This is a genomic window from Mycolicibacterium hippocampi, assembly GCF_010723735.1.
Classification (GTDB): domain Bacteria; phylum Actinomycetota; class Actinomycetes; order Mycobacteriales; family Mycobacteriaceae; genus Mycobacterium; species Mycobacterium hippocampi.
On record NZ_BLLB01000002.1, the window covers coordinates 5,408,167 to 5,431,359 of the forward strand.

Here is a 23,193-nt window from a genome sequence, read left to right on the forward strand (position 1 = left end):
TGTGATGGTGCTCACCGCAGTGATCAGTTGCCGCGTGTCGCCGAGGCCTGCTGGTCGTCCCGGACGACAGAGGGTCTACCCGGGAGCACCACGTGCATCGACGTGCCCGGCGGCTGTCCCCCCGGAACGGTCTCCCGGACGAGCAAGGTACCGCCGTGCTTGAGAACCACCTGTTTGACGATCGCCAGGCCGAGACCGGAACCCGGCATCGCCCGGGCCGCGGTCGACCTGAAGAACCGCTCGAAGACGAGACTGCGCTCCTGCGGGGGGATTCCGGGACCGTGGTCGGAGACCACCAACTCCGCGTGCTGGGCGTCGACCTGAGTGAGCCTGACGGACACCCGACCATCGGGCGGGCTCCACTTGGCGGCGTTGTCCAACAGGTTGAGAACCGCACGGGCCAGACCGGCCCCGTCGCCGTACACCTGCCACGGGATGACCGAGATGTCGAACTCGATGTCGTTGCGGCGCCTGCGAACCCGCTCCAGCGACCGATCGATCACCTCGGCGAGCTCGACCGTCTCGTGGATGACGCCGCCGGCATCCTCGCGGGTCAGATCCACGAGATCGCCGACCAGCGTCGACAATTCCTCGATCTGGGCGATGACGTCGGCCCGCAGCCCGACCATCTCCTCTTCCGGTAGCCGCGGCGCACCCGGCGCCATGGATGCCATCAGCAGCTCCACGTTGGTGCGCAGAGACGTCAACGGAGTGCGTAACTCGTGACCGGCATCGGTGACCAGCCGCGCCTGTCGCTCCCGGGATTCGGCAAGCGCCCGCAGCATCATGTTGAAAGCCTCGGTGAGGCGGGCGAGCTCGTCGGTGCCGTACACCGGAATCGGCCGCAGGTCGTCTGTGCGAGCGACCCGTTCAGCCGCCTGGGTGAGGCGGGCCACCGGACGCAGACCGGTGCGCGCCACCATGCCGCCGACGATCGCCGCGACGGCTACGCCGATCCCGCCGACGATCAGCAGGACGGTGCCCAAGCGCCGGAGCACCTTGCCGGTCGGCTCGAGGCTCATCGAGATCAGCAGCGAGTCACCGCTGGCGGGAAGATGCCTGGCGAGCACCCGCTGATGGTTGACGGTGCGCAACGACATCAGCAGCTTGCCCTGGATCACGTCCTTTTCGGGCCCGCCCAACGGCAGCGTCTGGCCCTGCTGGTTGGCGGTGTAGATGGCCCGCGTGGTGAACAGCATCGCGTTCATCTCGGAGTACGCGGTGCCCTCGATCACGCTGGCCGGATCGGCGGTCAGTGTTCCGCTCTCGATCAGCAGGTCGGCACGGCTGCGCAGTTGGGTGTCGATGTCGTCGTAGAGCGCCCGGGACACGACCGCGTAGACGGCGACCGCCATCAACACCACCACCATCGCCACCATCGACATGGCCAGCAGCATCACCCGCCACCGCAGGGACACCGAAGTGGTGGGCGGGGGCATCGGCGTCGGGGTCCCGGACCACGGGCTGAAGGTGCGATCGGTCATCAGGGCGGTGTCTCCCGCAGCACGTATCCCACTCCGCGCACGGTGTGGATCAGCCGCGGCTCCCCCTCGGCCTCGGTCTTGCGCCGCAGGTAGCCGACGTAGACCTCGAGGGCGTTGCCCGAGGTGGGGAAGTCGAAGCCCCAGACCTCCTCGAGGATACGGCTGCGGGTGAGGACCCGTCGAGGGTTGGCGATCAGCATCTCGAGCAGCGAGAACTCGGTACGGGTGAGGCTGATCGGCCGGTCGCCACGGGTGACCTCGCGCGTCACCGGATCAAGCGACAGGTCCGAAAAGGTCATCGCCGCCGATTCACTGCCGTCTTCGGGATTGGTGCGGCGCAGCAGCGCACGCATCCGGGCCAGCAACTCCTCCAACGCGAACGGCTTGGGTAGGTAGTCGTCGGCTCCGGCGTCCAGACCGGCCACCCGCTCGGACACGGAGTCACGTGCGGTGAGCACGAGGATCGGCAGGTCGTCGCCGGTGCTGCGAAGCTGCCGGCACACCTCCAGCCCGTCCAGACGCGGCATCATCACGTCGAGCACCACCGCGTCGGGCCGGTGGCTGGAGATCAGATCCAGCGCTTCCCGACCGTCTTGCGCGAGCTCGACCGAATACCCGTTGAAGGAAAGGGATCGTCGCAGGGATTCGCGCACCGCGCGATCGTCGTCAACGACAAGTATGCGCACTGGACCAGTGTCGACCCCCCGGCTGAGAGTGGCCTGAGAGGCGCGCCGCTCAGCCGGCGAGTCAAGTCATCTAGCGGCGGTCGAGGTCGATCAATCCCAGACGAGCGGCCTTGAGCAGACGGCGCGGCACCTTGTGCTGCTGCCCGGCCACCGACACGCCGACGAGTTCGGTACGGGTGGCCTTCCACTGCGCGCGCCGGCTACGGGTGTTCGCGCGCGACATCCTGCGCTTGGGCACAGCCATGATCGAGCTCTCCATCTATCGGGGTGTCATCCGGTGCGGCGCTGCCCGTGACAGGCACTACCGGGCACCGGCAATTGCCGACCAGGATAGCCGGTGAGCTGGACGGGTTCCAAACTCCGCCTGCCGGACGGAGGCGGCAGGAACAACCCGGCGACAACCGGCACTGCTGACCAGGGGGTTGACGCGGTACCGACGGTACGCAGTAACCTACCGGTTGGTTGGTCATCGACGACGGGAGCGCGGGTGACATCAGCGGGTGGTGATCGGGTCCGCACCCCGGTTCGGATCGGCAACTGCTCGGGTTTCTACGGCGACCGGATCTCGGCGATGCAGGAGATGCTCACCGGCGGCGATCTCGACTACCTGACCGGCGACTACCTGGCCGAACTGACGATGCTCATCCTGGGACGCGACCGGATGAAGAACCCGGACAAGGGTTACGCCAAGACATTCCTGCGCCAGCTCGAACAGTGCCTGGGCCCGGCCCGCGACCGCGGCGTCCGCATCGTCACCAATGCCGGAGGCCTCAACCCCGCCGGTCTGGCGGCGGCCGTCCGTGCGCTGGCCGACGAGCTCGGCATCGCGCTCTCGGTCGCCCATGTCGAAGGTGACGACCTGCTGCCGCGGGTCGCCGAGCTGGGCCTGGGCAGCCCTCTGACCGCCAACGCCTACCTCGGCGCCTGGGGCATCGTGGACTGCCTCGACGCCGGCGCCGACGTCGTCGTCACAGGACGGGTGACTGACGCATCCGTCACCGTCGGACCCGCCGCGGCGCACTTCGGCTGGAGCCGCGACGACCATGCCGCGATCGCCGGTGCGATCGCCGCCGGCCACGTCATCGAATGCGGCACCCAGGCCACCGGGGGTAATTACTCCTTCTTCACCCGCGATTTCCCCGATCTGACCGCGTTGACACGGCCCGGATTCCCGATCGCCGAGATCGACGCCGATGGATCCTCGGTCATCACCAAACATCCGGGGACCGGAGGCGCGGTGACCGTGGACACCGTCACCGCGCAACTGCTCTACGAGATCTCGGGGGCGCGCTACGCCAACCCCGACGCTACGCTGCGCGTGGACTCGATCGAGTTGTGCGACGAAGGCGCCGACCGCGTCCGCGTCCGCGGGGTGGTCGGCGAGCCGCCGCCACCCACGCTGAAGGTCTCCCTCAACAGCATCGGCGGCTTCCGCAACGAGATGACGTTCATCCTCACCGGACTCGACATCGAGGCCAAAGCCGAACTGGTTCGCAGGCAGCTGGAAAGCAGTCTTGCGGTGATCCCCTCCGAGCTCGATTGGACGCTGGCGCGCACCGACCATCCCGACGCCGACACCCAGCAGACGGCGAGCGCGCTGTTGCGATGTGTGGCGCGCGACCCCGATTCCTCCGCCGTCGGACGCCAGTTCTCCTCGGCGGCAGTCGAACTGGCGCTGGCCAGCTATCCGGGTTTCACCACAACCGCACCGCCCGGCGACGGCCAGGTGTACGGCGTATTCACCGCGGCCTACCTGCCGGCCGATCAGGTCGAACACGTCGCCGTGCATCCCAACGGCTCCCGCACTGTGATCCCACACCCGACCCGGACGCTGGAACTGCAGCCGACGGCACCGGCAGCGCTGCCTGCACCGCTGCCCGGCGGTCCGACACGGCGTGTCCCGCTGGGCACCATCGCCGGGGCACGCAGCGGCGACAAGGGGGGCAGCGCGAACATCGGGGTGTGGGTGACGGGCAAGCAGGCCGACGATCAGTGGCGTTGGTTGGCGCACACCCTGACGGTGGAGAAGTTGCGCGAACTGCTGCCCGAGACGGCTGACCTGTCCGTCGCCCGGCATGTATTCGCCAACCTGCGTGCCGTCAACTTCGTGATCGACGGGATCCTGGGCGAAGGCGTGGCCTACCAGGCGAGGTTCGATCCGCAGGCCAAGGGGCTGGGCGAGTGGCTGCGCAGCCGCTGTGTCGACATCCCCGTCGAAATACTGCCCGACACACCGGAGGAACACCTGTCGTGAACATCTGGACCACTCCCGAACGCGACGATCTGCGAAAGACCGTGCGCGCGTTCGCCGAACGCGAAGTGCTCCCCCATGTGGACGAGTGGGAGCGCGAGGGTGAGCTGCCCCGCGACCTGCACCGCAAGGCAGCCGCCGCAGGACTTCTCGGCGCCGGCTTCCCCGAAGCGGCCGGCGGCGAAGGCGGTGACGGGGCTGATGCCGTGGTCATCTGTGAGGAGATGCACCAGTCAGGGTCGCCCGGCGGCGTCTTCGCCTCGTTGTTCACCTGTGGCATCGCGGTGCCCCACATGATCGCGTCCGGGGACGAGCGGCTCATCGACACCTATGTGCGACCGACGCTGCGCGGTGAGAAGATCGGGGCGCTGGCGATCACTGAGCCGGGTGGGGGTTCCGACGTCGGACACCTCACAACACGCGCCGTCCGGGAAGGTGACGAATACATCCTCAACGGCGCCAAGACTTACATCACATCGGGGGTGCGCGCCGACTACGTCGTCACCGCGGCGCGCACCGGCGGGAGCGGCGCCGCCGGCGTCTCACTCATCGTCGTCGACAAGGGCACACCCGGTTTTGAGGTCAGCCGCAAGCTGGACAAGATGGGGTGGCGTTCATCGGATACCGCCGAGCTGTCCTACACCGACGTGCGGGTGCCCGTCGCCAACCTGATCGGCCCCGAGAACTCGGGTTTTCTGCAGATCGCCGCCGCCTTCGTCTCCGAGCGGGTCGGGCTTGCGGCACAAGCTTATTCGAGTGCGCAGCGCTGCCTGGACCTCACCGTCGACTGGTGCCGCAACCGGGAGACCTTCGGCAAGCCGTTGATCGCCCGGCAGTCGGTGCAGAACACGCTGGCCGAGATGGCCCGCCGCGTTGACGTCGCCCGCGTCTACACCCGGCACGTGGTGGAACGCCAACTCGCGGGTGAGAGCAACCTCATCACCGAGGTGTGCTTCGCCAAGAACACCGCCGTCGAGGCCGGCGAATGGGTGGCCAACCAGGGGGTGCAGTTGTTCGGCGGGATGGGTTACATGGCCGAGTCGGAGATCGAGCGCCAGTACCGCGACATGCGGATCCTCGGGATCGGCGGCGGCACCACCGAAATCCTCACGTCGCTTGCCGCCAAGACGCTCGGCTTCCAGCCATGAGCCTCAAGTCTGTTCTCGACACCCGCTCGCCCGGCTACACCGCCGCCGCCGAGGCGATGGCGGCCAAGCTCGCCGAACTGGAGGCCGAACACACCAAGGCGCTGGCAGGTGGCGGCGAGAAGTACGTGGCGCGTCACCACAACCGCGGCAAGATGACCGCCCGGGAACGTGTCGAGGCGCTGCTCGACGCCGATTCGCCGTTCCTGGAACTGAGCCCACTGGCTGCCTGGGGCACCGATTTCACCGTCGGCGCGAGCGTGGTTGTCGGCATCGGGGTGGTCAGCGGGGTGGAATGCCTGGTGGTCGCCAATGATCCGACGGTCAAGGGTGGCACCAGCAATCCGTGGACTCTGCGAAAGATTCTGCGGGCCAACCAGATCGCACGGCAGAACCGGCTGCCGGTGATCTCCCTGGTGGAGTCCGGCGGCGCCGACCTGCCCACCCAGAAGGAGATCTTCATCCCCGGCGGGCAGATGTTCCGCGACCTGACCCGGTTGTCGGCAGCCGGCATCCCGACAGTCGCCCTCGTTTTCGGCAACTCGACCGCGGGCGGCGCCTACATCCCGGGCATGTCCGACCACGTGGTGATGATCAAGGAACGCTCCAAGGTGTTCCTGGCCGGGCCTCCCCTGGTGAAGATGGCCACCGGTGAGGAATCCGACGACGAGTCGCTCGGCGGGGCCGAGATGCACGCCCGCATCTCGGGTCTGGCCGACTACTACGCGGTCGACGAACTCGATGCCATCCGCATCGGACGCAGAATCGTGGCCCGGCTGAACTGGCGCAAGCAGGGCCCGCAGCCACAGCCGGTGCGCCCCCCCTTGTTCGACGAGAACGAGTTGATCGGTGTCGTCCCACCGGATCTGCGCATTCCCTTCGACCCGCGCGAGGTGATCGCCCGCATCGTCGACGGTTCGGAGTTCGACGAGTTCAAGCCGATGTACGGCGGATCGCTGGTGACTGGCTGGGCCACTCTCCACGGCTACCCGCTGGGCATCCTGGCCAACGCCCGCGGAGTGCTGTTCAGCGAGGAATCCCAGAAGGCCACCCAGTTCATCCAGCTGGCCAACAGGTCCGACACGCCGTTGTTGTTCCTGCACAACACCACCGGCTACATGGTGGGCAAGGACTACGAGGAGGGCGGGATGATCAAGCACGGCTCGATGATGATCAACGCCGTGTCGAATTCGACCGTGCCGCACCTGTCGCTGCTGGTCGGCGCGTCCTACGGCGCCGGTCACTACGGCATGTGCGGGCGTGCCTACGACCCCCGGTTCCTGTTCGCGTGGCCGAGTGCCAAGTCGGCGGTGATGGGCGGTGCGCAGCTGGCCGGGGTGCTGTCGATCGTGAACCGCGCCGCCACCGAGGCCCGCGGGCAGAAATTTGACGAGGAGGCTGATTCCGCGATGCGCGCCGCTATCGAAGGTCAGATCGAAGCCGAGTCACTTCCGATGGTGTTGTCCGGCATGCTCTACGACGACGGGGTGATCGACCCACGGGATACCCGCACGGTGCTGGGGATGTGCCTGTCCGCCATCGCCAACGGGCCGATCGAGGGGACGTCGAACTTCGGCGTCTTCCGGATGTGAGTGTCCTCATGTCCGCGAATTCGGCGTGCTTTTCACCGCTGAGCGACCGAAATCACGCCGAAATCGCTGGGGGGAGCACGTGATCACACGAGTCCTGGTGGCCAACCGCGGTGAGATCGCCCGCCGGGTGTTCGCCACCTGCAGGCGAATGGGTATCGGCACCGTGGCGGTCTACACCGACCCGGACGCCGACGCTGCCCACGTCACCGACGCCGACGCCCGGGTGCGACTCGAGGGCACCCGCGGCTATCTGGACCCGGCCCAGCTGATTGCCGCCGCCCACGCCTCCGGCGCCGACGCGGTGCACCCCGGCTACGGATTCCTCTCGGAGAACGCGGAGTTCGCGGCCGCGGTGCAGGACGCGGGCCTCATCTGGGTCGGGCCGCCGGTGGCCGCGGTGGCGGCGATGGGATCCAAGATCGAGGCGAAGAAGATGATGGCCGCCGCGGGTGTGCCGGTGCTCGACGAACTCGATCCGGACACCGTGACCACCGACATGCTGCCGGTGCTGATCAAGGCCTCCGCCGGCGGAGGCGGGCGCGGCATGCGGGTGGTGCGCGACCTCGCCGAGCTGCCCGAACAGGTCCAGGCCGCCCGCCGCGAAGCCCAGTCGGCCTTCGGCGACCCCACGGTGTTCTGCGAGCGCTATCTCGACTCCGGCCACCACGTCGAGGTGCAGGTGATGGCCGACGCGCACGGCACCGTGTGGGCGGTCGGCGAGCGGGAGTGCTCGATCCAGCGCCGCCACCAGAAGATCATCGAGGAAGCGCCCTCGCCACTGGTGGAACGCATTGTGGGCATGCGGGACAAGCTCTTCGAGGCCGCGCGGCTGGCGGCGACAGCCATCGGCTACACGGGTGCGGGCACCGTCGAGTTCATGGCCGCCGATGACGGCCAGTTCTTCTTCCTGGAGATGAACACCCGACTGCAGGTCGAACATCCGGTCACCGAACTCACCACCGGTCTCGACCTCGTCGAGTTGCAACTGCTGATCGCCGACGGCGCAGCGCTCGACCCCGCGCCGCCGGCATCCCGGGGTTCGGCCATCGAGGCCAGGTTGTACGCCGAGGACCCGGCGAAGAACTGGCAGCCGCAGGCCGGCACGGTGCACCACTTCTCCGTGCCAGCGACGTCCACCCACTTCGGGCTCCTCGACAGGATCGGTGTGCGCCTCGACTCGGGCATCACCGACGGGTCGGTGATCTCGGTCTTCTACGACCCGATGGTGGCGAAGATCGTCTCCCACGCACCAACCCGCCACCACGCCGCGACACTGCTCGCCGACGCCCTGGCCCGCACCCGGATACACGGCGTCCGCACCAACCGGGACCTGCTCGTCAACGTGCTGCGCCACTCGGCTTTCCTCGACGGGGCCACGGACACGGCGTTCTTCGACACCCACGGCCTGGCGGCGCTGGCCGCCCGGGTCGGGGACACTCGCGCCACCAAGTTGTCGGCGATCGCCGCGGCCCTGGCAGACGCTGCGCACAACCGAAGCACCGCAACGGTCTTCGGTGCCGCGCCCAGCGGCTGGCGCAACCTGGCATCGGGGTATCAGACGAAGCGCTACGAGGACGCCGACGGTCGCAGCCATGAGGTTCGCTACCGCTTCACCCGAGCCGGAGTGCAGGTCGCGGATGACACCGATGGCACGGACATCTCGGCCGTCACGCTCGTCTCGGCCACCCCGCAACGGGTGGTGCTGTCGGTCGGCACGCACGGGCCGCGCGTGGACCACCCGTTCGACGTCGCCCACTACGGCGACGCCGTTTTTGTGGACTCGCCGCTGGGCTCGGTGTCCCTGCTCGTGCAGCCCCGCTTCCCCGACCCGGACGACGCGCTGGCCCACGGTTCGCTGCTGGCGCCGATGCCGGGGTCGGTGCTGCGGGTCGGGGCCGCGGTCGGTGACACGGTGGCGGCCGGGCAGCCGCTGATCTGGCTGGAGGCGATGAAGATGGAGCACACCATCACCGCTCCGGCGGACGGCGTGCTCGTCGAACTGAACGTCGAACCGGGCCGACAGGTCGAGGTCGGCGCCATCCTCGCCCGGGTGGACAACCCCGGGCAGGCGGACAACCCAGGAGGAACCCCATGACCCACGGCTTCGTCGAGACCGAGGAACAGCAGGCGTTACGCAAGGCGGTGGCCGCGATGGCCGCCAACTACGGCCAGGAGTACTACCTGGAGAAGGCCCGCGCGGGACAGCACACCGATGAACTGTGGTCCGAGGCAGGCAAACTCGGATTCATCGGGGTGAACCTGCCCGAGGAGTACGGCGGCGGCGGTGCCGGCATGTACGAGTTGAGCCTGGTGATGGAGGAGATGGCCGCCGCCGGCGCGGCGCTGCTGATGATGGTGGTCTCCCCCGCGATCAACGGCACCATCATCTCGAAGTTCGGCACCGACGAGCAGAAGCAACGCTGGCTGCCCGGGATCGCCGACGGAACCACCACCATGGCGTTTGCCATCACCGAACCCGACGCCGGTTCGAACTCGCACAAGATCACCACGACTGCCCGGCGTGACGGCGGCGACTGGATCCTGTCCGGGCAGAAGGTGTACATCTCCGGCGTCGACCAGGCCCAGGCGGTGCTGGTGGTCGGCCGCACCTTGCAAACGAACGGCGCGGCCAGGTCCGAATCGCTCAAACCGGCGCTGTTCGTGGTGCCCACCGACACCCCGGGCTTCACCTACACGAAGATCCCGATGGAGATCGTCAGTCCCGAGTTCCAGTTCCAGGTGTTCATGGACGAGGTACGCCTGCCCGCCGACGCGCTCGTCGGATCGGAGGACGCGGCGATCGCGCAGCTGTTCGCCGGGTTGAACCCGGAGCGCATCATGGGCGCCGCCAGCGCGGTCGGCATGGGCCGCTTCGCGATCGGCAAGGCCGTCGACTACGTCAAGACCCGTCAGGTGTGGAAGACACCCATCGGTGCGCACCAGGGCCTCTCACATCCGCTGGCGCAGAACCACATCGAGATCGAGCTGGCCAAGCTGATGATGCAGAAGGCCGCCGCCCTCTACGACAGCGGCGACGACGCGGGCGCCGCCGAAGCCGCGAACATGGCCAAGTACGCCGCCGGCGAGGCGTCGGTGCGCGCCGTCGACCAGGCCGTGCAGTCCCTCGGCGGTAACGGCCTGACCAAGGAGTACGGCATCGCCTCGGTGCTGACCGCATCCAGGCTGGCACGCATCGCGCCGGTCAGCCGCGAGATGATCCTCAACTTCGTGGCGCAGACCTCGCTCGGACTGCCCCGCTCCTACTGATGGAGTCGTACTGATGGACACGCTGGTCAGATATCACGCCGAAGGCCCGGTCGCACAGCTCACGCTGGATTCACCGAGTAACCGCAACGCCCTGTCCACCGCGCTGGTCGAACAACTGCACGACGGTCTGACGCGCGCATCGGCCGAACAGGGGGTGCGGGTGGTCGTGCTCGGTCACACCGGCGGCACCTTCTGCGCGGGGGCCGATCTGGGCGAGGCCTCCGGACGCGATCCCGGCGATCTGGCCGTCGTGCGGGCGCGGGAACTGACCCGGCTGCTGCGCAGGATTCTCGAGTCGCCGTTGCCGGTCATCGCGGCGATCGACGGCCACGTCAGAGCCGGCGGGCTGGGGCTGGTCGGTGCGTGTGACATCGCGGTGGCGGGAAGCGCCAGCACTTTCGCGCTCACCGAGGCGCGGATCGGCGTCGCCCCCTCGATCATCTCGTTGACGCTGCTGCCGAAGATGACGGCGCGCGCGGCCGGCCGGTACTTCGTCACCGGAGAGAAGTTCGGTGCGCAGGCTGCCGCCGAGACCGGGCTGATCACCGTGGCCACCGATGACGTAGCGGCGACGGTCACCGAGTTGGCTGCCGCGGTGGCGCAGGGGTCGCCCCAGGGTCTGGCCGAGTCGAAGCGGTTGACGACGGCAGCCATCCTTGCCGACTTCGATCTGCACGCAGAGAAACTGACGCAACGGTCGGCGGCGCTGTTCGTTTCCGAGGAGGCCCGCGAAGGAATGCTGGCCTTCCTCCAGAAGCGCAGACCCGATTGGGCCGGCTGAACGCTTACAGTTTGGCCAAGGCCCTTGCATGTACCGGTGTTCGTCGTAGGCTCGTGGGCGATGTGCGCTTGCGCGAACACCAGAAGGTCCCGATGAGCACCCCCGCGTCGCGGCACGGGTCGATGCGCGCTGCGGACACCGACCGGATTCAGGTCGCGCAATTGCTGACCGATGCCGCGGCATCCGGCACCCTCGAGCTGACCGAGTACGAAGACCGGCTGAACAGGGCTTACGCCGCCCAGACCTACGACGAACTCGCTCGGCTGTCCGACGACTTGCCCGGGTCGGTGACCCAGGGGCGCTCCGGACCGTGCCGGCCGGCTCCGTCGACGCTGCTGCTGGCAATCCTCAGCGGTTACGAACGCCGCGGTCGGTGGAACGTGCCGAGCCGGCTGACCACCTTCGCCTTCTGGGGCGGGGGCGTGGTCGACATGCGCTACGCCGACTTCACCTCCCACGATGTCGAGATCCACTCTTACTCGATCATGGGCGGGCAGACGATCCTGGTGCCGCCCGAGGTCAACGTCGATCTGCGCGGGGTCGCCGTGATGGGCAGTTTCGATCAGCGCGTCAGCGGGGAAGGTTCCCCCGGCGCGCCGTGCGTCAGGGTTCGCGGGTTCTCGCTGTGGGGCAAGGTCGCGGTCAAACGCAAGAAACGCACGGCCGCGGCCTGACGTTCAGCGGCGCCGTTTGGCGCTCAAGTAGTCGCTGACCACCGCCGCGCCCAGACCGTCGAGGTCCGGCTCCACCACCCGTCCGCCCACCCGGCGGGCCACCTGGTCGATGAACCGCGCCAGTCCCGGGTCGCTGCCCAGCCGGAAGATCGTCACCTGTGCCCCCAGCCGGGCGATCTCGTCGAAACCGCGCACCGTGTGCGCGATCGTGCGGGGATGAGGCGGGTAGTCGAAGAACACCTCCGAGGACCCGTCGAAGTTCTCGAGGTGTGCGGTGGGTTCACCGTCGGTGACCACGAGGACCACCGGTTGGGCGTTGGGGTGTCGCCGCAGGTGGCGGGCGGCCAGCGCGAGCGCGTGGTGCAGGTTGGTGCCCTGTTCGTAGACCCCCTCGAGCCCGGTCAGCTCGGTGGCGGTCACCGTGCGGGCGTACCGGCCGAACGCGACGATCTGCAGGTCGTCCGACCGGAACCGGGTACTGACCAGGTGGTTGAGGGCCAGTGCGGTGCGCTTCATCGGCAGCCACCGGTTCTCCATCACCATCGAGAACGACGTGTCGACCAGCAGCGCCACCGCCGCCTGGGTGCGGGTCTCGGTCTCGGAGATCTCGACGTCCTCGACGGTGATCCGTATCGGCTTGGCGGGTTCTGCGGTGCCGGCCTCGCGCAGCACCGCATTGGTGAGGGTGCGGGTGACGTTCCACGGCTCGGTGTCGCCGAACTGCCACGGTCGGGTGGCGCCGGTCAGTTCGCCGGCCGCCCCGGCCCGACGGGTGTCACGCTCCCCGTGCCGACCCGAGAGTTGTTGCGCCACATCTCTCAACGCGGCTTGCCCCAACTGGCGCATCGCCTTGGGCGACAACCGCCACTGCCCGTCGGATCCGCGATCCAGGAACCCCTGGTTCATCAGTGCGCGTTCGAGATCGGCCAGGGTGCGCGCGTTCACCGCGGCTTCGTCCCCGAGCTGGCGGGCCAGCATGTCGAGGTCGACGTCGTCCATCGTCGCTCCGGCGTAGCTCTGCGAGAGCTGCTCGGCGAGCTGTTCGAGTTCGGAGATGTCGGCCAGCGCCTGGGCGCCTTCCCCCATGCCCAGCGGATCACCTCCGGAGAACCGCTGCGAGCCTGTCCAGTCCTCCCCCGGTCGTGCGGCCTGCAGATGGCCGTCGAGACGGTTGAGCGCATTCATCAACGACGGTGACCCGAAAGCCTGCTGCGCCAGCGAGTCCAGCTCCGCTCGCTGCTCGTCGGAGAGGCTGTTGCGGAACCGCTGTGCGGCCGCGGCCCGCTGTGCCAGCGAGTCCAGCAGCTCGTCGATGTTGCGCGGATTCTCCGGGAAGAACTCGCCGTGCTTGGCCATGAAGTCTTGAAAATCTTCTGGGGAGTCTTGCCCTCTTGCGTGCTTGTCCAGCAGGTCGTTGAGGTCGTCGAGCATCTCGTTGACACGCTGCCGGTCCTCGTCGGTGGCGTTCTCCAGCGCCTGCTTCATGCCGGCGAAACGCTGGTCGAGCATCTCGCGGCCGAGCAGGTCGCGGATCTGTTCGTACTTCTCGCGAGCCTCCTGCGACCGCCAGTCGTAGTCGGCGAGCTCCTGGACAGCCTTGGCCGGCGACGGCGAAAGGGACTCCAGCTGCAACTCCCCGAAACGGGCGTCGTCGTCGAGCGCGCGCGCCAGTTCCTTGCGCTCGGCCAGCACCGCCTCGTCGAGCAGCTTCTTGATGTCGGCGAGCGTGCCGTCGAGGTTGTTGCGCTGCAACAGTTCCCGTCGGCGCCGGTTGGCTTCGGCCGCCAGCTTGTCGGCGCCCCGCATGTTCGCCGAACCACGCCTGAGCAACTCCGACAGCGCCCGCCGCGGGGAGGTGCCCTCCATGACGTCCTGGCCGATCGCCTCGAGCGCCTCGCGCAGATCCACCGGAGGGGCCAGCGGGTCCGGGCCGCCCGTGTATCGCGAGTAGCGCGACAAGCGCTTAGCCATAGACGGTTTCGCCCTCATCGGAGACCTTGTCGATGCGCTTGGCGAGATACAGCGCCTCCAACGCCAGCTCGATCGCGGCAGCCCGCTGGCCGTCGCTGGATGCCTGCAGCCGTTGCTGGATCTCGGCGACCGCGGACACCTCGGGAACCGCGGCGAGCACGTCGCGTGCCGACACCCGGTCCCCGGTGGTGACCGGCGAGCCGTTCTCGACCGCCGTCACGATCGGGCCCACATCGATGCCGCCGAGCAGCCGCTGTGCGGTGTCGGCGGTGGCGCGGCGCAGCAGATGTTCGAGGATCGCCTGCTCACGGCCTTCCTCGCCGGATTCGAACTCCAACTTGCCGCGTAGCACGTCGATCACCGACCCGAGGTCCACCACGCGCGCCACCGGATCCTGCTCACCGAGCACCGCGGCCCGGTGTCGCGCGGATGCCGCGACGGTCTCGGCAGCCGCGATCGCGAACCTCGCCGACACCCCGGACCGCTGGTCGATGGAGCTCGACTCCCGCAGGCTGCGCGCGAACCGGGCCAGGATCTGCAGCAGATGGTCGGGCACTTCGGCGGCCAAGTGGGCTTCCTGGGAGATCACGCCCACCTCGGCGACCAACTCGAGCGGGTAGTGGGTGCGGATCTCGGCGCCGAACCGGTCCTTGAGCGGGGTGATGATCCGGCCACGGTTCGTGTAGTCCTCTGGATTGGCGCTGGCGACGACCAGTACGTCCAGCGGCAGCCGCAGCGTGTAGCCGCGCACCTGGATGTCCCGTTCCTCCATCACGTTGAGCATCGCGACCTGGATGCGCTCGGCGAGGTCGGGGAGCTCGTTGACGGCGACGATGCCCCGGTGCGCCCGCGGGATCAGGCCGTAGGCGATGGTTTCCGGATCTCCCAGCGAGCGGCCCTCGGCGACCTTGATCGGGTCGATGTCGCCGACCAGGTCCGCGACGCTGGTGTCGGGGGTGGCCAGCTTCTCGGTGTAGCGCTCGCTGCGGTGCCGCCACGTCACCGGCAGGTCGTCGCCGGAGTCGGCGGCCCGCCTGATCGACTCGGGCGTGATGGGGCTGTACGGATGCTCACCGATTTCCGCCCCGGCGATCACCGGGGTCCACTCGTCGAGCAGTGCGGTCAGCGCGCGCAGCAGCCGGGTCTTGCCCTGGCCGCGTTCGCCGAGCAGCACCAGGTCATGACCGGCGATGATGGCGCGTTCCAGCTGGGGGATGACGGTGTCGTCGAAGCCGAGGATGCCGGTCCACAGATCACGGCTTTCGGACAGCGCGGCCAGCAGGTTCTCCCGCATCTCGGCCTTGACGCTGCGTTCCTGATGCCCGGATGCCCGCAGCTCACCGACAGTGCGTGGGAGGTCGTTAGGTGAAGTCACCACTCCACGCTACGACTCCTGTCCGCGGGCGCGCGTGTCTGTCCCCGACACACCGCCGCGAACTGGCATTTTGCGCGCGCTCGCCGTCGGCGTCAGTGCGCGAAGTGACGCGCTCCGGTCAGATACAGCGTGATGCCGGCCCCCTCGGCGGCTGCGGTCACCTCGTCGTCGCGGACCGAACCGCCGGGATGCACGATCGCCTTCACCCCCGCGCGGGTCAGCGTCTCCAGGCCGTCCGGGAACGGGAAGAACGCATCGGAGGCCGCGACGGCGTCCCGGGTGCGGGCCCCGGCCCGTTCGACCGCCAGCCGGGCGGCATCCACCCGGTTGACCTGACCCATCCCCACTCCGACGGTGGCCCCGTCCTTGGCGACGACGATCGCGTTGGACTTGACTGCACGGCAGGTGCGCCAGGCGAACACCAGATCGGCCAGCGTCTGCGGATCCGCTGGTGATCCGGTGGCCAGCGTCCAGTTCACCGGGTCGTCGCCCGCGGCGTCGATCGCATCGCGCTGCTGCAGCAACAGACCGCCGCTGATCTGACGGAACTCGGTGCCCCCGATCGCAGGCTCGGAGGCGACCAGCACGCGGATGTTCTTCTTCCCGGTGAGCACTTCCACCGCGCCGGGCGCGTAGGCCGGCGCGATGATCACCTCGGTGAAGATGCCGGCGACGGTCTCGGCCATCTCGACGCTGACCTCGGTGTTGGCCGCGATGACGCCGCCGAACGCCGACAGCGGGTCGCACTCGTGGGCCTTGCGGTGGGCATCGGCCACCGAAACCGACGACACCGCGATACCGCACGGGTTGGCGTGCTTGATGATCGCCACGCAGGTGTCCTCGTGGTCGAAGGCCGCGCGCCACGCCGCATCGGCGTCGGTGTAGTTGTTGTAGGACATCTCTTTTCCGTGCAGCTGCAAGGCCTGGGCGAGTCCCGGCCACGCACCGTCGTCGCTGTAGAGGGCGGCCTGCTGATGGGGGTTCTCGCCGTACCGCAACACGGCGGCACGCCGGAACGTCGCGCCGAGCCATGGCGGCAACGACGGCGCAGCCTCTCCGCCTTCGGGGGCCAGTACCGACTCCATCCACGACGCCACCGCCACGTCGTACTCAGCAGTGTGCCGGAATGCCAGCGACGCCAGCTTCTTTCGCTCGGCAAGGGTGAACCCGCCGGCCCGCACCGCAGCCAGTACCCCGTCGTAGCCCAACGGCTCGACGACCACCGCGACGCTCGGGTGGTTCTTCGCGGCGGCACGCACCATCGACGGCCCGCCGATGTCGATCTGCTCCACACACTCGTCGACCGCTGCGCCGGAGTTGACCGTCTGGGTGAACGGGTACAGGTTCACCACAACGAGTTCGAACGCCGCGACCCCGAGTTCAGCGAGCGCCGACACATGCTCGGGCTTGCGCTGATCGGCCAGCAGTCCGGCGTGCACGTGCGGGTGCAGCGTCTTGACACGGCCGTCGAGCACCTCGGGGAAACCCGTGACATCCTCGACCGGCGTGACCGGGATACCGGCGTCTGCAATGGTTTTGGCGGTCGATCCGGTGGACACGATGTCGACACCGGCGGAGTGCAGACCCTGCGCGAGCGGCACCAGACCGGTCTTGTCGTAGACGCTGATCAACGCACGGCGGATCGGCCGCCGGAACAGGCCCTCGTTCTCACTCATCCTATGGTCGCCTTTCGTCCTGTCCAGGTCACGCCGTGGGTTGCCACCGCTTCCAGTACCTCCACCAGCAGCTGTCGTTCGATCACCTTGATCCGTTCGTGCAGAACGGCTTCGTCGTCGTCGTCAAGCACGGGTACCGCCCGCTGGGCCAGTATCGGCCCGGTGTCGGTCCCGGCGTCGACGAGGTGCACCGTGCATCCGGTGACCCTGACCCCGTAGGCCAGGGCATCCGACACCGCGTGCGCACCGGGGAATGCGGGCAGCAGCGCCGGATGGGTGTTGACCACCCGCCCGGGGAACCTCGAAAGAAACTGGGGGCCAAGGATCTTCATGAACCCCGCCGATACCACCAGGTCTGGCTCGTGGACCGCGGTCGCCTCGGTGACGGCAGCGTCCCACAGCTCGCGGCGGGGATGGTCGGCGAGCGGGACCGTGAACGTCGGTATCGACTCGGCCGCAGCGATGTCGAGAGCGGCGCAGACCCGGTCGGTACCCACGGCGACCACTCTTGCCGGATAGTCCCCGACCGCGGAGCTCAGCAGCGACGCCAGAAGCGAACCGGTGCCGGAGGCCAGCACCACCAGCCGCGCCGGTGCGCTCGGGGGCACACGGACCGCAGGCTGCACGCCTGAGAGCCTAATGGGTCGCTAGCCGACACCACCTCCGCGGTGGCCGCCGCCATCAGGGTCCACGTCGTCGACTACGAAATGGTCCTCGGGGTCGACTACGAAGTGGTCCTCGGGGTCTAGGTCCTCGACGGGTGGCGCGGGCTCAGCCACCGGTGGCGTCACGTCGTTCTCACCGCCGGTGTCGGCGGCGGGCTGCTCGACGACGGGCGCGGAGTCGGCCTCAGGCTCGACGACGACGTCCGGAGCAGACTCGACGATGTCGAGAGACTCGACCTGTTCATCGCCGGGGGTCGGCACGACGTCGGTGTCGGTGTCGATGTCGGTGTCGGTGTCGGTGTCGGTGCCGGTGTCGGTGTCGGTCTCAGCGTCCTCATCGACGCCGGCGTCGGTGGCGGGAGCGACCTTCGGCCGGCGCACCCGCGGCTGCAGGCCGCCTGACATCACCACCGTGAGCGCGCCGATTCCCGCGAACCACAGGAACACCGCGGGCCCGAACGTCGTCTGGTCGACGCCGACGTCGCCGAAGTTGCCCAGCTGTCCCCCTCCGGCGTGCCCCAGCACAGCCATGACCGCGGCCGCGATCAACGCCGCGACCACCAGCTTGGCCAGCGCGGACCACACCGGCAGCCGGTGCCGCGCGCACTGCTGACCGAGCGCGACCGCGGACACCGCCGCCACGATCATCAGCGCCACCCACACCGGCCCGAGGGGAGGTGTGGGCACCGCGGCCAACACCGGCAGCGCCGGGATGTCGCCGCCGAACACCGTGAACGAACTGAACGTCGCCAGCCCGACGTGGGCACTGGATCCCACCGCCACAGCCGCCGCACCGACCATGACATTGGGCAGATAGAGCACGGAGAGAACCGTCAGGCTCAATTGCCCGAACATCGAATCGGTGATCGAGTACAGCTCGTGCATCGTCGACCAGTGCACGACCAGGGACCCAGCGACGATCGCTCCGGACAGGCCCATCAGCGCGATCACCCCGGCGGCAGCCGCGCGGAAGGCGTCGGGCAACCACCTCGGCAGCGGGGAGGCCAGCAGCAGTCGCCGGCCCACCCGGGAACCCACCCCGAGCAGCGCACCGATCAGATGTACGGCGAACACGCTCCCGAACGCGTGCAGCGCGTCCGGCGTCTGCAGGTCGGTGAGCACCGACGCCGCGTCGTGGATGACCGCCAGGCAGATCGCGGAGACCAGCACCGGCCCGCCCAGCGCGGAGGCCACCACCCAACGGGTGACGAACCACGACGTGCTCACAGTCGCCGACGCCGTGGTGCGTGCCGTGCCGTAGATCATGATCAGCACCGGGAGCAGCGGCATCGCACCGAGCGAGCTGCCCGCGATGGACACCGGCACCAGGTGCACGCCCAGCCACATGCTGGCGGTGGCGCCGAGTGCGCCGGTCATGTCGCTGTTGGCGATCAGCAGCTGCAGCAGCACCACCGCGGCGATGACCACCAACGCGACCAGCGACGGTCCGAACGCCACCCGGAGAAGGTCACGCGCCTGACGTGTCCCCACTGGTCGGGGGGTACCGCCCGGTTGCGGGGGTTTATCCACGGGTTGGGCCGCTCCTCGCACACGCTCGGCGCGCGCCGTACGCGCACGCGCGGCTCAGACTACGACGACGACGACTGATCCGACTGCGAGGATGGTGACGACTGTTGTTGCGTCGGCACCTGGGTCGTCGGCGTGTTGCTCGCCGGCGGTTGGCCGTAGGTCGGGAAACCGGTGGGCGGGGTCGGCGGACCCGACTGGTCCGACTGTCCCGGGCCGGACGTGGCGGGAAATCCGCCGGTGGACGGGCCGGTGGCGGGATAACCGCCGCCGTAGGGCGAGGGATACCCGGGACGTTGCTGCTGCGATGCCTGGTGATGGCTGGGGGCACCGTGCTGGGGCTGCCCCTGAGGCTGTCCGTAGTAGCCGCCGGGATACTGACCGTACTGCTGATGCTGGTCGTACTTGGGCCGCGGCACGGGCGCGCTGATGATCCCCGCGTCCAGCAGCAGGGCCCCGACGGCGACGATCGCCTGGATCGCCGTGAACGCGACGACCAGGTACAAGCCCCAGCCGATGGTGACGGCGCTCGGAGCGGTGAGCACGATCGAGATGACGAGCAGGAAGCTCAACAACGAGAGCACCCCGACCAGCGCCGGTCGGGGCGTCTGCTTCGGCAGCAGGCTGAACCCGGCGATGAGTGCGGCGACAAGCGACGCCACCAGCCCGAGGTCGATCCGCAGCGGGGCCAGGAAGACCTCGGTGCCGACAATGAACTGCTCACCGAAGCTCGACAGGTACACCAGGCCGCCGAGAACGGCGACCGCAGCGGCGAGGTAGACCGGCAACTTGGTGACTCCTGCGTCGGCCGGGGCCGACTCAGGGAGTTTGGCGAACTGCTGCGTGGGCGCCGAGAACTGAGCGTTCGGCTGCTGCGCGGGCGAGTATCCGGGGCCTCCCGGCGCGCCTTGGGGGTACGACATGACTTCTCCTGTGCTGTGCGGGCTCGAATCGCCGGTGACGTCGACGTAGACGACCTCCACGACGTGGCCCGGCTGCGATGGCGACGGACCGCCTGATCGATTCGATGATCCACGCTAGCGCACCGGCGGGTCGGCACCGGAGTACCCGCCGCGTGCGCCGGTGTCGCACACCGTGGGAAAGTCAGCGCCGGGTGGTCCTTGCGGTCAGCGACTGAAACACGTTCTAATTCCGGCATGGACTTCGGGCTCGTACTGTTCACCTCCGATCGTGGTATCGCTCCGGCCGCAGCCGCCAAGCTCGCCGACGAACACGGCTTCACGACCTTCTACGTGCCCGAACACACCCACATCCCGATCAAACGCCAAGCCGCCCACCCCACCACCGGCGACGAAACCCTGCCCGACGACCGCTACATGCGCACCCTGGACCCCTGGGTCTCCCTCGGCGGCGCCGCCGCCGTCACCACCCGCATCCGACTGTCCACCGCGGTGGCACTACCCGTCGAACACGACCCCATCACCCTGGCCAAATCCATCGCCACCCTCGACCACCTCTCCGCCGGACGGGTCTCCCTGGGCGTCGGATTCGGCTGGAACACCGACGAGCTCGCCGACCACAACGTGCCCCCCGGCCGCCGCCGCACCATGCTGCGCGAATACCTCGAAGCCATGCGCGCCCTGTGGACCGACGAAGAAGCCGAATACCACGGCGAGTTCGTCGACTTCGGCCCCTCCTGGGCCTGGCCCAAACCCGTCCAACCCCACATCCCGATCCTCGTCGGCGCCGCCGGCACCGAAAAGAACTTCAAATGGATCGCCCGCTCCGCCGACGGCTGGATCACCACACCCCGCGACTTCGACATCGACGCCCCCGTCAAACTCCTCCAGGACACCTGGGCCGGCGCCGACCGCGACGGCACCCCACAAATCGTCGCCCTGGACTTCAAACCCGACCCCGACAAACTGCACCACTGGAAAAACCTCGGCGTCACCGAAGTCCTCTTCGGCCTCCCCGACCGCAACCCCGACGACATCGCCACCTACGTCGAACGCCTCGCCACCAAACTCGACGGGCTGGGCTGATCGAAGCAGTAACGATCACCGGCCCGGGGCGCGATACTCCAGGTGATGATGAGGTCTTCGATCGGGCGCACCCACCTCGCCATGGGCCTGTCGGCGCTGGCGCTGGCAGCGGGTTGCGCCCAGGCGACGGCCACCCCGCCGGCAGACTTTCCCGATCTGTCGGGCTACCCGCCCGTCGACACCCGGACCTACAGTCAGAGCTACCCGCGGTTCATCGGCTTCGACTTCATCACCCCGGACGGCTTGTTGTGCAGTCACAACACGATGAACTCGCTGGGTGATCCTGCCCGGCTGACGCTGTCGTGCGAGGGACCGCGCCCCGACCTGGGTCCTGGCACCTGGCTGGTCCGCGTCGCCACCGATGAGCCGGCGGTCGTGGAACCGTCGTACCCGCCACTTGATCCGGCCTCCCTGGCAGCGAGCGGGGTCCAGCAACTTCCGCCGTTGCGCAAGATCGTGCACCAGGCCATCGAGTGTGGTGTCGACGACCGCGGCATGACCGCATGCCGGGTCGGTGATCACGGGTTCGTGCTCACCCCGACGTCGACGGAACTGTTCTAGCGCAGCACCGCGCGATTGCCGTTCTCGGTTGTCCTGACGGCGATCTCGGCGCCCAGGGGGTCGCCCTCGCCCATCAGCGACACCAGGTCGGCGTCTTCGGTGGTCGCCATCAACCGCGAGCCGTCGGCATCCAGACGGCCGACGATGATGCCGGTGCGTATCGGCCAGTCGTAGCGCACCGAATAGGTCTCGATCGTCGCGGCACCTTCCGGCGTCTTGACGACGGGTACTTTCGGCAGCTCGGCGACCTGTGCCGTCAGCTCCGCGCTACGCGACGTGCGCCACGGCACCGGCTCGGTCGAGTAGATGCCGGCCGAGTACTTGCTCTGGATCCCGCCGTTGGCGCCGACGAAGCCGAATTGTCCTGGCTTGTCCCGCATCTGACAGACTGTCTCGGCGATTCCGTGCAGCGAGTAGCTGTTTCCGGGGCCGCCGAAGTACGGAAGGCCGCCGGTGAGGGTGAGGCCGCGCGGATCGTCGGACGCCAGTTCCAGCGCCTCGCAGATCACGAACACGGGGAACGGGAAACAGCTGTAGAGGTCGAAAGTGGCGATGTCGTCGACGCCGATTCCCGCGACCCGCAGGGCCTCGTGCGCGGCGAGCACCGAGGCCGGGGCGGCACCGAGGTCGGCCCGCGTCAGCAGGGCCTGCTCGACGAGGTTGGAATGCCCGTGCAGGTACACCCACTTCTCTTCCGGCACACCGTGACGGCGCGCCGCCTCGACCGACATGATGACCGCCGCCGCGCCCTGGTTGACGGTGTCGCGTGCGACGAGCAACCGGGGGTAGGGATCGCAGATCATCCGGTTCTCGTCGGTGACCGTCTCGATCTCCTCGACCGTACGCTCCACCGGTGACGACGAGAACGGGTTCTTGGCAGCAACTTTCGACATCGGCGCGAACAACTCGGCCATCTGGTGCCGGTACGCTTGAACACTCAGCCCAAGTCGGGATCTGCGCGCGTTGTCCAGCAGCCCGTACTGGACCGGGGCACCGGTGAGCCCGTGCTGCACGGTGTATTCGTCGATGTAGCTGAAGATCTGGTGACCGCGGTCCTCGAGTTGGCCGTCGACGTGTTCGGTGAAGTCGGGTTTGTCGTCCCGGTTCGCGAAGTACTTCGCGGTTGATCCCGGCTCCGAGCCCATGATCATGACGACGTCGGCCTCGCCGGCGACGATCGTGTCACCCGCCTCGATGACGAGCTTCTGCGGGCTCTGCCCACCGACCGGTTCCAGGACCACCCGAGCCGGGTCCCCACCGAGCCGCTGCATCACCGATCGCGGGTAGTTGTTCGACTTGCCCAACGTCGCGGGCATCGGCCCGGAGATCTCGAACTGCCGCAGCCCGAAAACGGTGTCGACGGCCGCGGCCAGCCGGGTTTCGTCCACGCCGGTGTCGGCCAGCGCGGCTTGCACCGCTGCCGTCGCCAGATCCACGGCCGACATGCCCCGGTAGCCGGGGTCATCCATCCGCTCGGTGAACTGCCCGACCCCGACGATCACCGGCGTCCGTGGATCAATTGCCATGCTGCT

At 68.4% G+C, this 23,193-nt stretch carries 19 protein-coding genes; 9 read left to right on the forward strand and 10 right to left on the reverse strand.

The annotated features are described in order from the left end of the window. Positions 1–23: 23 nt before the first annotated feature. From G6N53_RS27010 to rpmF, 3 genes are all read right to left on the reverse strand, one after another. Complete coding sequence (locus G6N53_RS27010; RefSeq protein ID WP_371870899.1) at positions 24–1,439, reverse strand: HAMP domain-containing sensor histidine kinase; 1,416 nt, start codon at positions 1,437–1,439, stop codon at positions 24–26. A gap of 44 nt (positions 1,440–1,483) precedes the next feature. Further along, positions 1,484–2,170 carry a response regulator transcription factor gene (locus tag G6N53_RS27015; protein ID WP_163894333.1) on the reverse strand — a complete coding sequence of 229 codons (687 nt, stop codon included), beginning with the start codon at positions 2,168–2,170 and terminating at the stop codon, positions 1,484–1,486. Positions 2,171–2,240: 70 nt separating this feature from the next. Then, entirely contained in the window at positions 2,241–2,414 is a 174-nt protein-coding gene (gene rpmF / locus G6N53_RS27020) for a 50S ribosomal protein L32 (protein ID WP_048474159.1), read from the reverse strand. Positions 2,415–2,741: 327 nt separating this feature from the next. Here rpmF and G6N53_RS27025 point away from each other — a divergent pair, with 327 nt between their 5' ends. The 7 genes from G6N53_RS27025 to G6N53_RS27055 all read left to right on the forward strand — a co-directional run bounded on the left by G6N53_RS27025 (position 2,742) and on the right by G6N53_RS27055 (position 11,880). Continuing rightward, a complete protein-coding gene (locus tag G6N53_RS27025) occupies positions 2,742–4,424 on the forward strand; it encodes an acyclic terpene utilization AtuA family protein (protein ID WP_163896402.1) in 1,683 nt (560 codons plus the stop codon). Then, positions 4,421–5,569: an acyl-CoA dehydrogenase family protein gene (locus G6N53_RS27030; RefSeq protein ID WP_163894335.1), complete on the forward strand. Its 1,149-nt coding sequence runs from the start codon at positions 4,421–4,423 to the stop codon at positions 5,567–5,569. The genes G6N53_RS27025 and G6N53_RS27030 overlap by 4 nt, the downstream gene beginning before the upstream one ends. Further along, positions 5,566–7,158 carry an acyl-CoA carboxylase subunit beta gene (locus G6N53_RS27035; protein WP_163894337.1) on the forward strand — a complete coding sequence of 531 codons (1,593 nt, stop codon included), beginning with the start codon at positions 5,566–5,568 and terminating at the stop codon, positions 7,156–7,158. Before G6N53_RS27030 ends, G6N53_RS27035 begins: the two co-directional genes overlap by 4 nt. 79 nt (positions 7,159–7,237) lie before the next feature. Next, positions 7,238–9,253, forward strand: a complete 2,016-nt coding sequence (locus G6N53_RS27040) for an acetyl/propionyl/methylcrotonyl-CoA carboxylase subunit alpha (protein WP_163894339.1) — start codon at positions 7,238–7,240, stop codon at positions 9,251–9,253. After that, positions 9,250–10,425, forward strand: coding sequence for an acyl-CoA dehydrogenase family protein (locus G6N53_RS27045; protein ID WP_163894341.1), 1,176 nt, complete (start codon positions 9,250–9,252; stop codon positions 10,423–10,425). Before G6N53_RS27040 ends, G6N53_RS27045 begins: the two co-directional genes overlap by 4 nt. A gap of 13 nt (positions 10,426–10,438) precedes the next feature. Next, positions 10,439–11,206: an enoyl-CoA hydratase family protein gene (locus G6N53_RS27050; RefSeq protein ID WP_163894343.1), complete on the forward strand. Its 768-nt coding sequence runs from the start codon at positions 10,439–10,441 to the stop codon at positions 11,204–11,206. 92 nt (positions 11,207–11,298) lie between these two features. Beyond that, positions 11,299–11,880: a DUF1707 SHOCT-like domain-containing protein gene (locus tag G6N53_RS27055; RefSeq protein ID WP_163894345.1), complete on the forward strand. Its 582-nt coding sequence runs from the start codon at positions 11,299–11,301 to the stop codon at positions 11,878–11,880. Positions 11,881–11,883: 3 nt separating this feature from the next. Here the strand turns inward: G6N53_RS27055 and G6N53_RS27060 are convergent, their stop codons facing one another. The 6 genes from G6N53_RS27060 to G6N53_RS27085 form a co-directional block, all read right to left on the reverse strand. After that, the gene (locus G6N53_RS27060) at positions 11,884–13,851 is read right to left on the reverse strand and encodes a vWA domain-containing protein (RefSeq protein ID WP_163894347.1); all 1,968 of its coding nucleotides are present in this window, start codon (positions 13,849–13,851) and stop codon (positions 11,884–11,886) included. Continuing rightward, on the reverse strand, positions 13,844–15,226 hold the full coding sequence (locus G6N53_RS27065) for a sigma 54-interacting transcriptional regulator (protein WP_163894349.1): 1,383 nt from the start codon (positions 15,224–15,226) through the stop codon (positions 13,844–13,846). Before G6N53_RS27065 ends, G6N53_RS27060 begins: the two co-directional genes overlap by 8 nt. A 92-nt stretch (positions 15,227–15,318) precedes the next feature. After that, entirely contained in the window at positions 15,319–16,902 is a 1,584-nt protein-coding gene (purH, locus tag G6N53_RS27070) for a bifunctional phosphoribosylaminoimidazolecarboxamide formyltransferase/IMP cyclohydrolase (RefSeq protein ID WP_163894351.1), read from the reverse strand. Then, complete coding sequence (purN, locus tag G6N53_RS27075) at positions 16,899–17,528, reverse strand: phosphoribosylglycinamide formyltransferase (protein ID WP_163894353.1); 630 nt, start codon at positions 17,526–17,528, stop codon at positions 16,899–16,901. The genes purH and purN overlap by 4 nt, the downstream gene beginning before the upstream one ends. A 21-nt stretch (positions 17,529–17,549) precedes the next feature. Next, positions 17,550–19,097, reverse strand: coding sequence for a cell division protein PerM (locus G6N53_RS27080; protein WP_163894355.1), 1,548 nt, complete (start codon positions 19,095–19,097; stop codon positions 17,550–17,552). Between the two features lie 59 nt (positions 19,098–19,156). Beyond that, complete coding sequence (locus G6N53_RS27085) at positions 19,157–20,017, reverse strand: DUF5336 domain-containing protein (RefSeq protein ID WP_163894357.1); 861 nt, start codon at positions 20,015–20,017, stop codon at positions 19,157–19,159. Between the two features lie 234 nt (positions 20,018–20,251). Between G6N53_RS27085 and G6N53_RS27090 the strand changes: the two genes are divergently transcribed. Next, a complete protein-coding gene (locus G6N53_RS27090; protein WP_163894359.1) occupies positions 20,252–21,100 on the forward strand; it encodes an LLM class F420-dependent oxidoreductase in 849 nt (282 codons plus the stop codon). A gap of 45 nt (positions 21,101–21,145) precedes the next feature. Further along, positions 21,146–21,661, forward strand: coding sequence for a hypothetical protein (locus G6N53_RS27095; RefSeq protein WP_237166660.1), 516 nt, complete (start codon positions 21,146–21,148; stop codon positions 21,659–21,661). On the opposite strand, the gene G6N53_RS27100 is transcribed toward G6N53_RS27095, so the two are convergent. Further along, positions 21,658–23,187, reverse strand: coding sequence for an acetyl-CoA acetyltransferase (locus G6N53_RS27100; protein WP_163894361.1), 1,530 nt, complete (start codon positions 23,185–23,187; stop codon positions 21,658–21,660). The two genes, G6N53_RS27095 and G6N53_RS27100, sit on opposite strands and share 4 nt — an antisense overlap. Positions 23,188–23,193 lie beyond the last annotated feature (6 nt).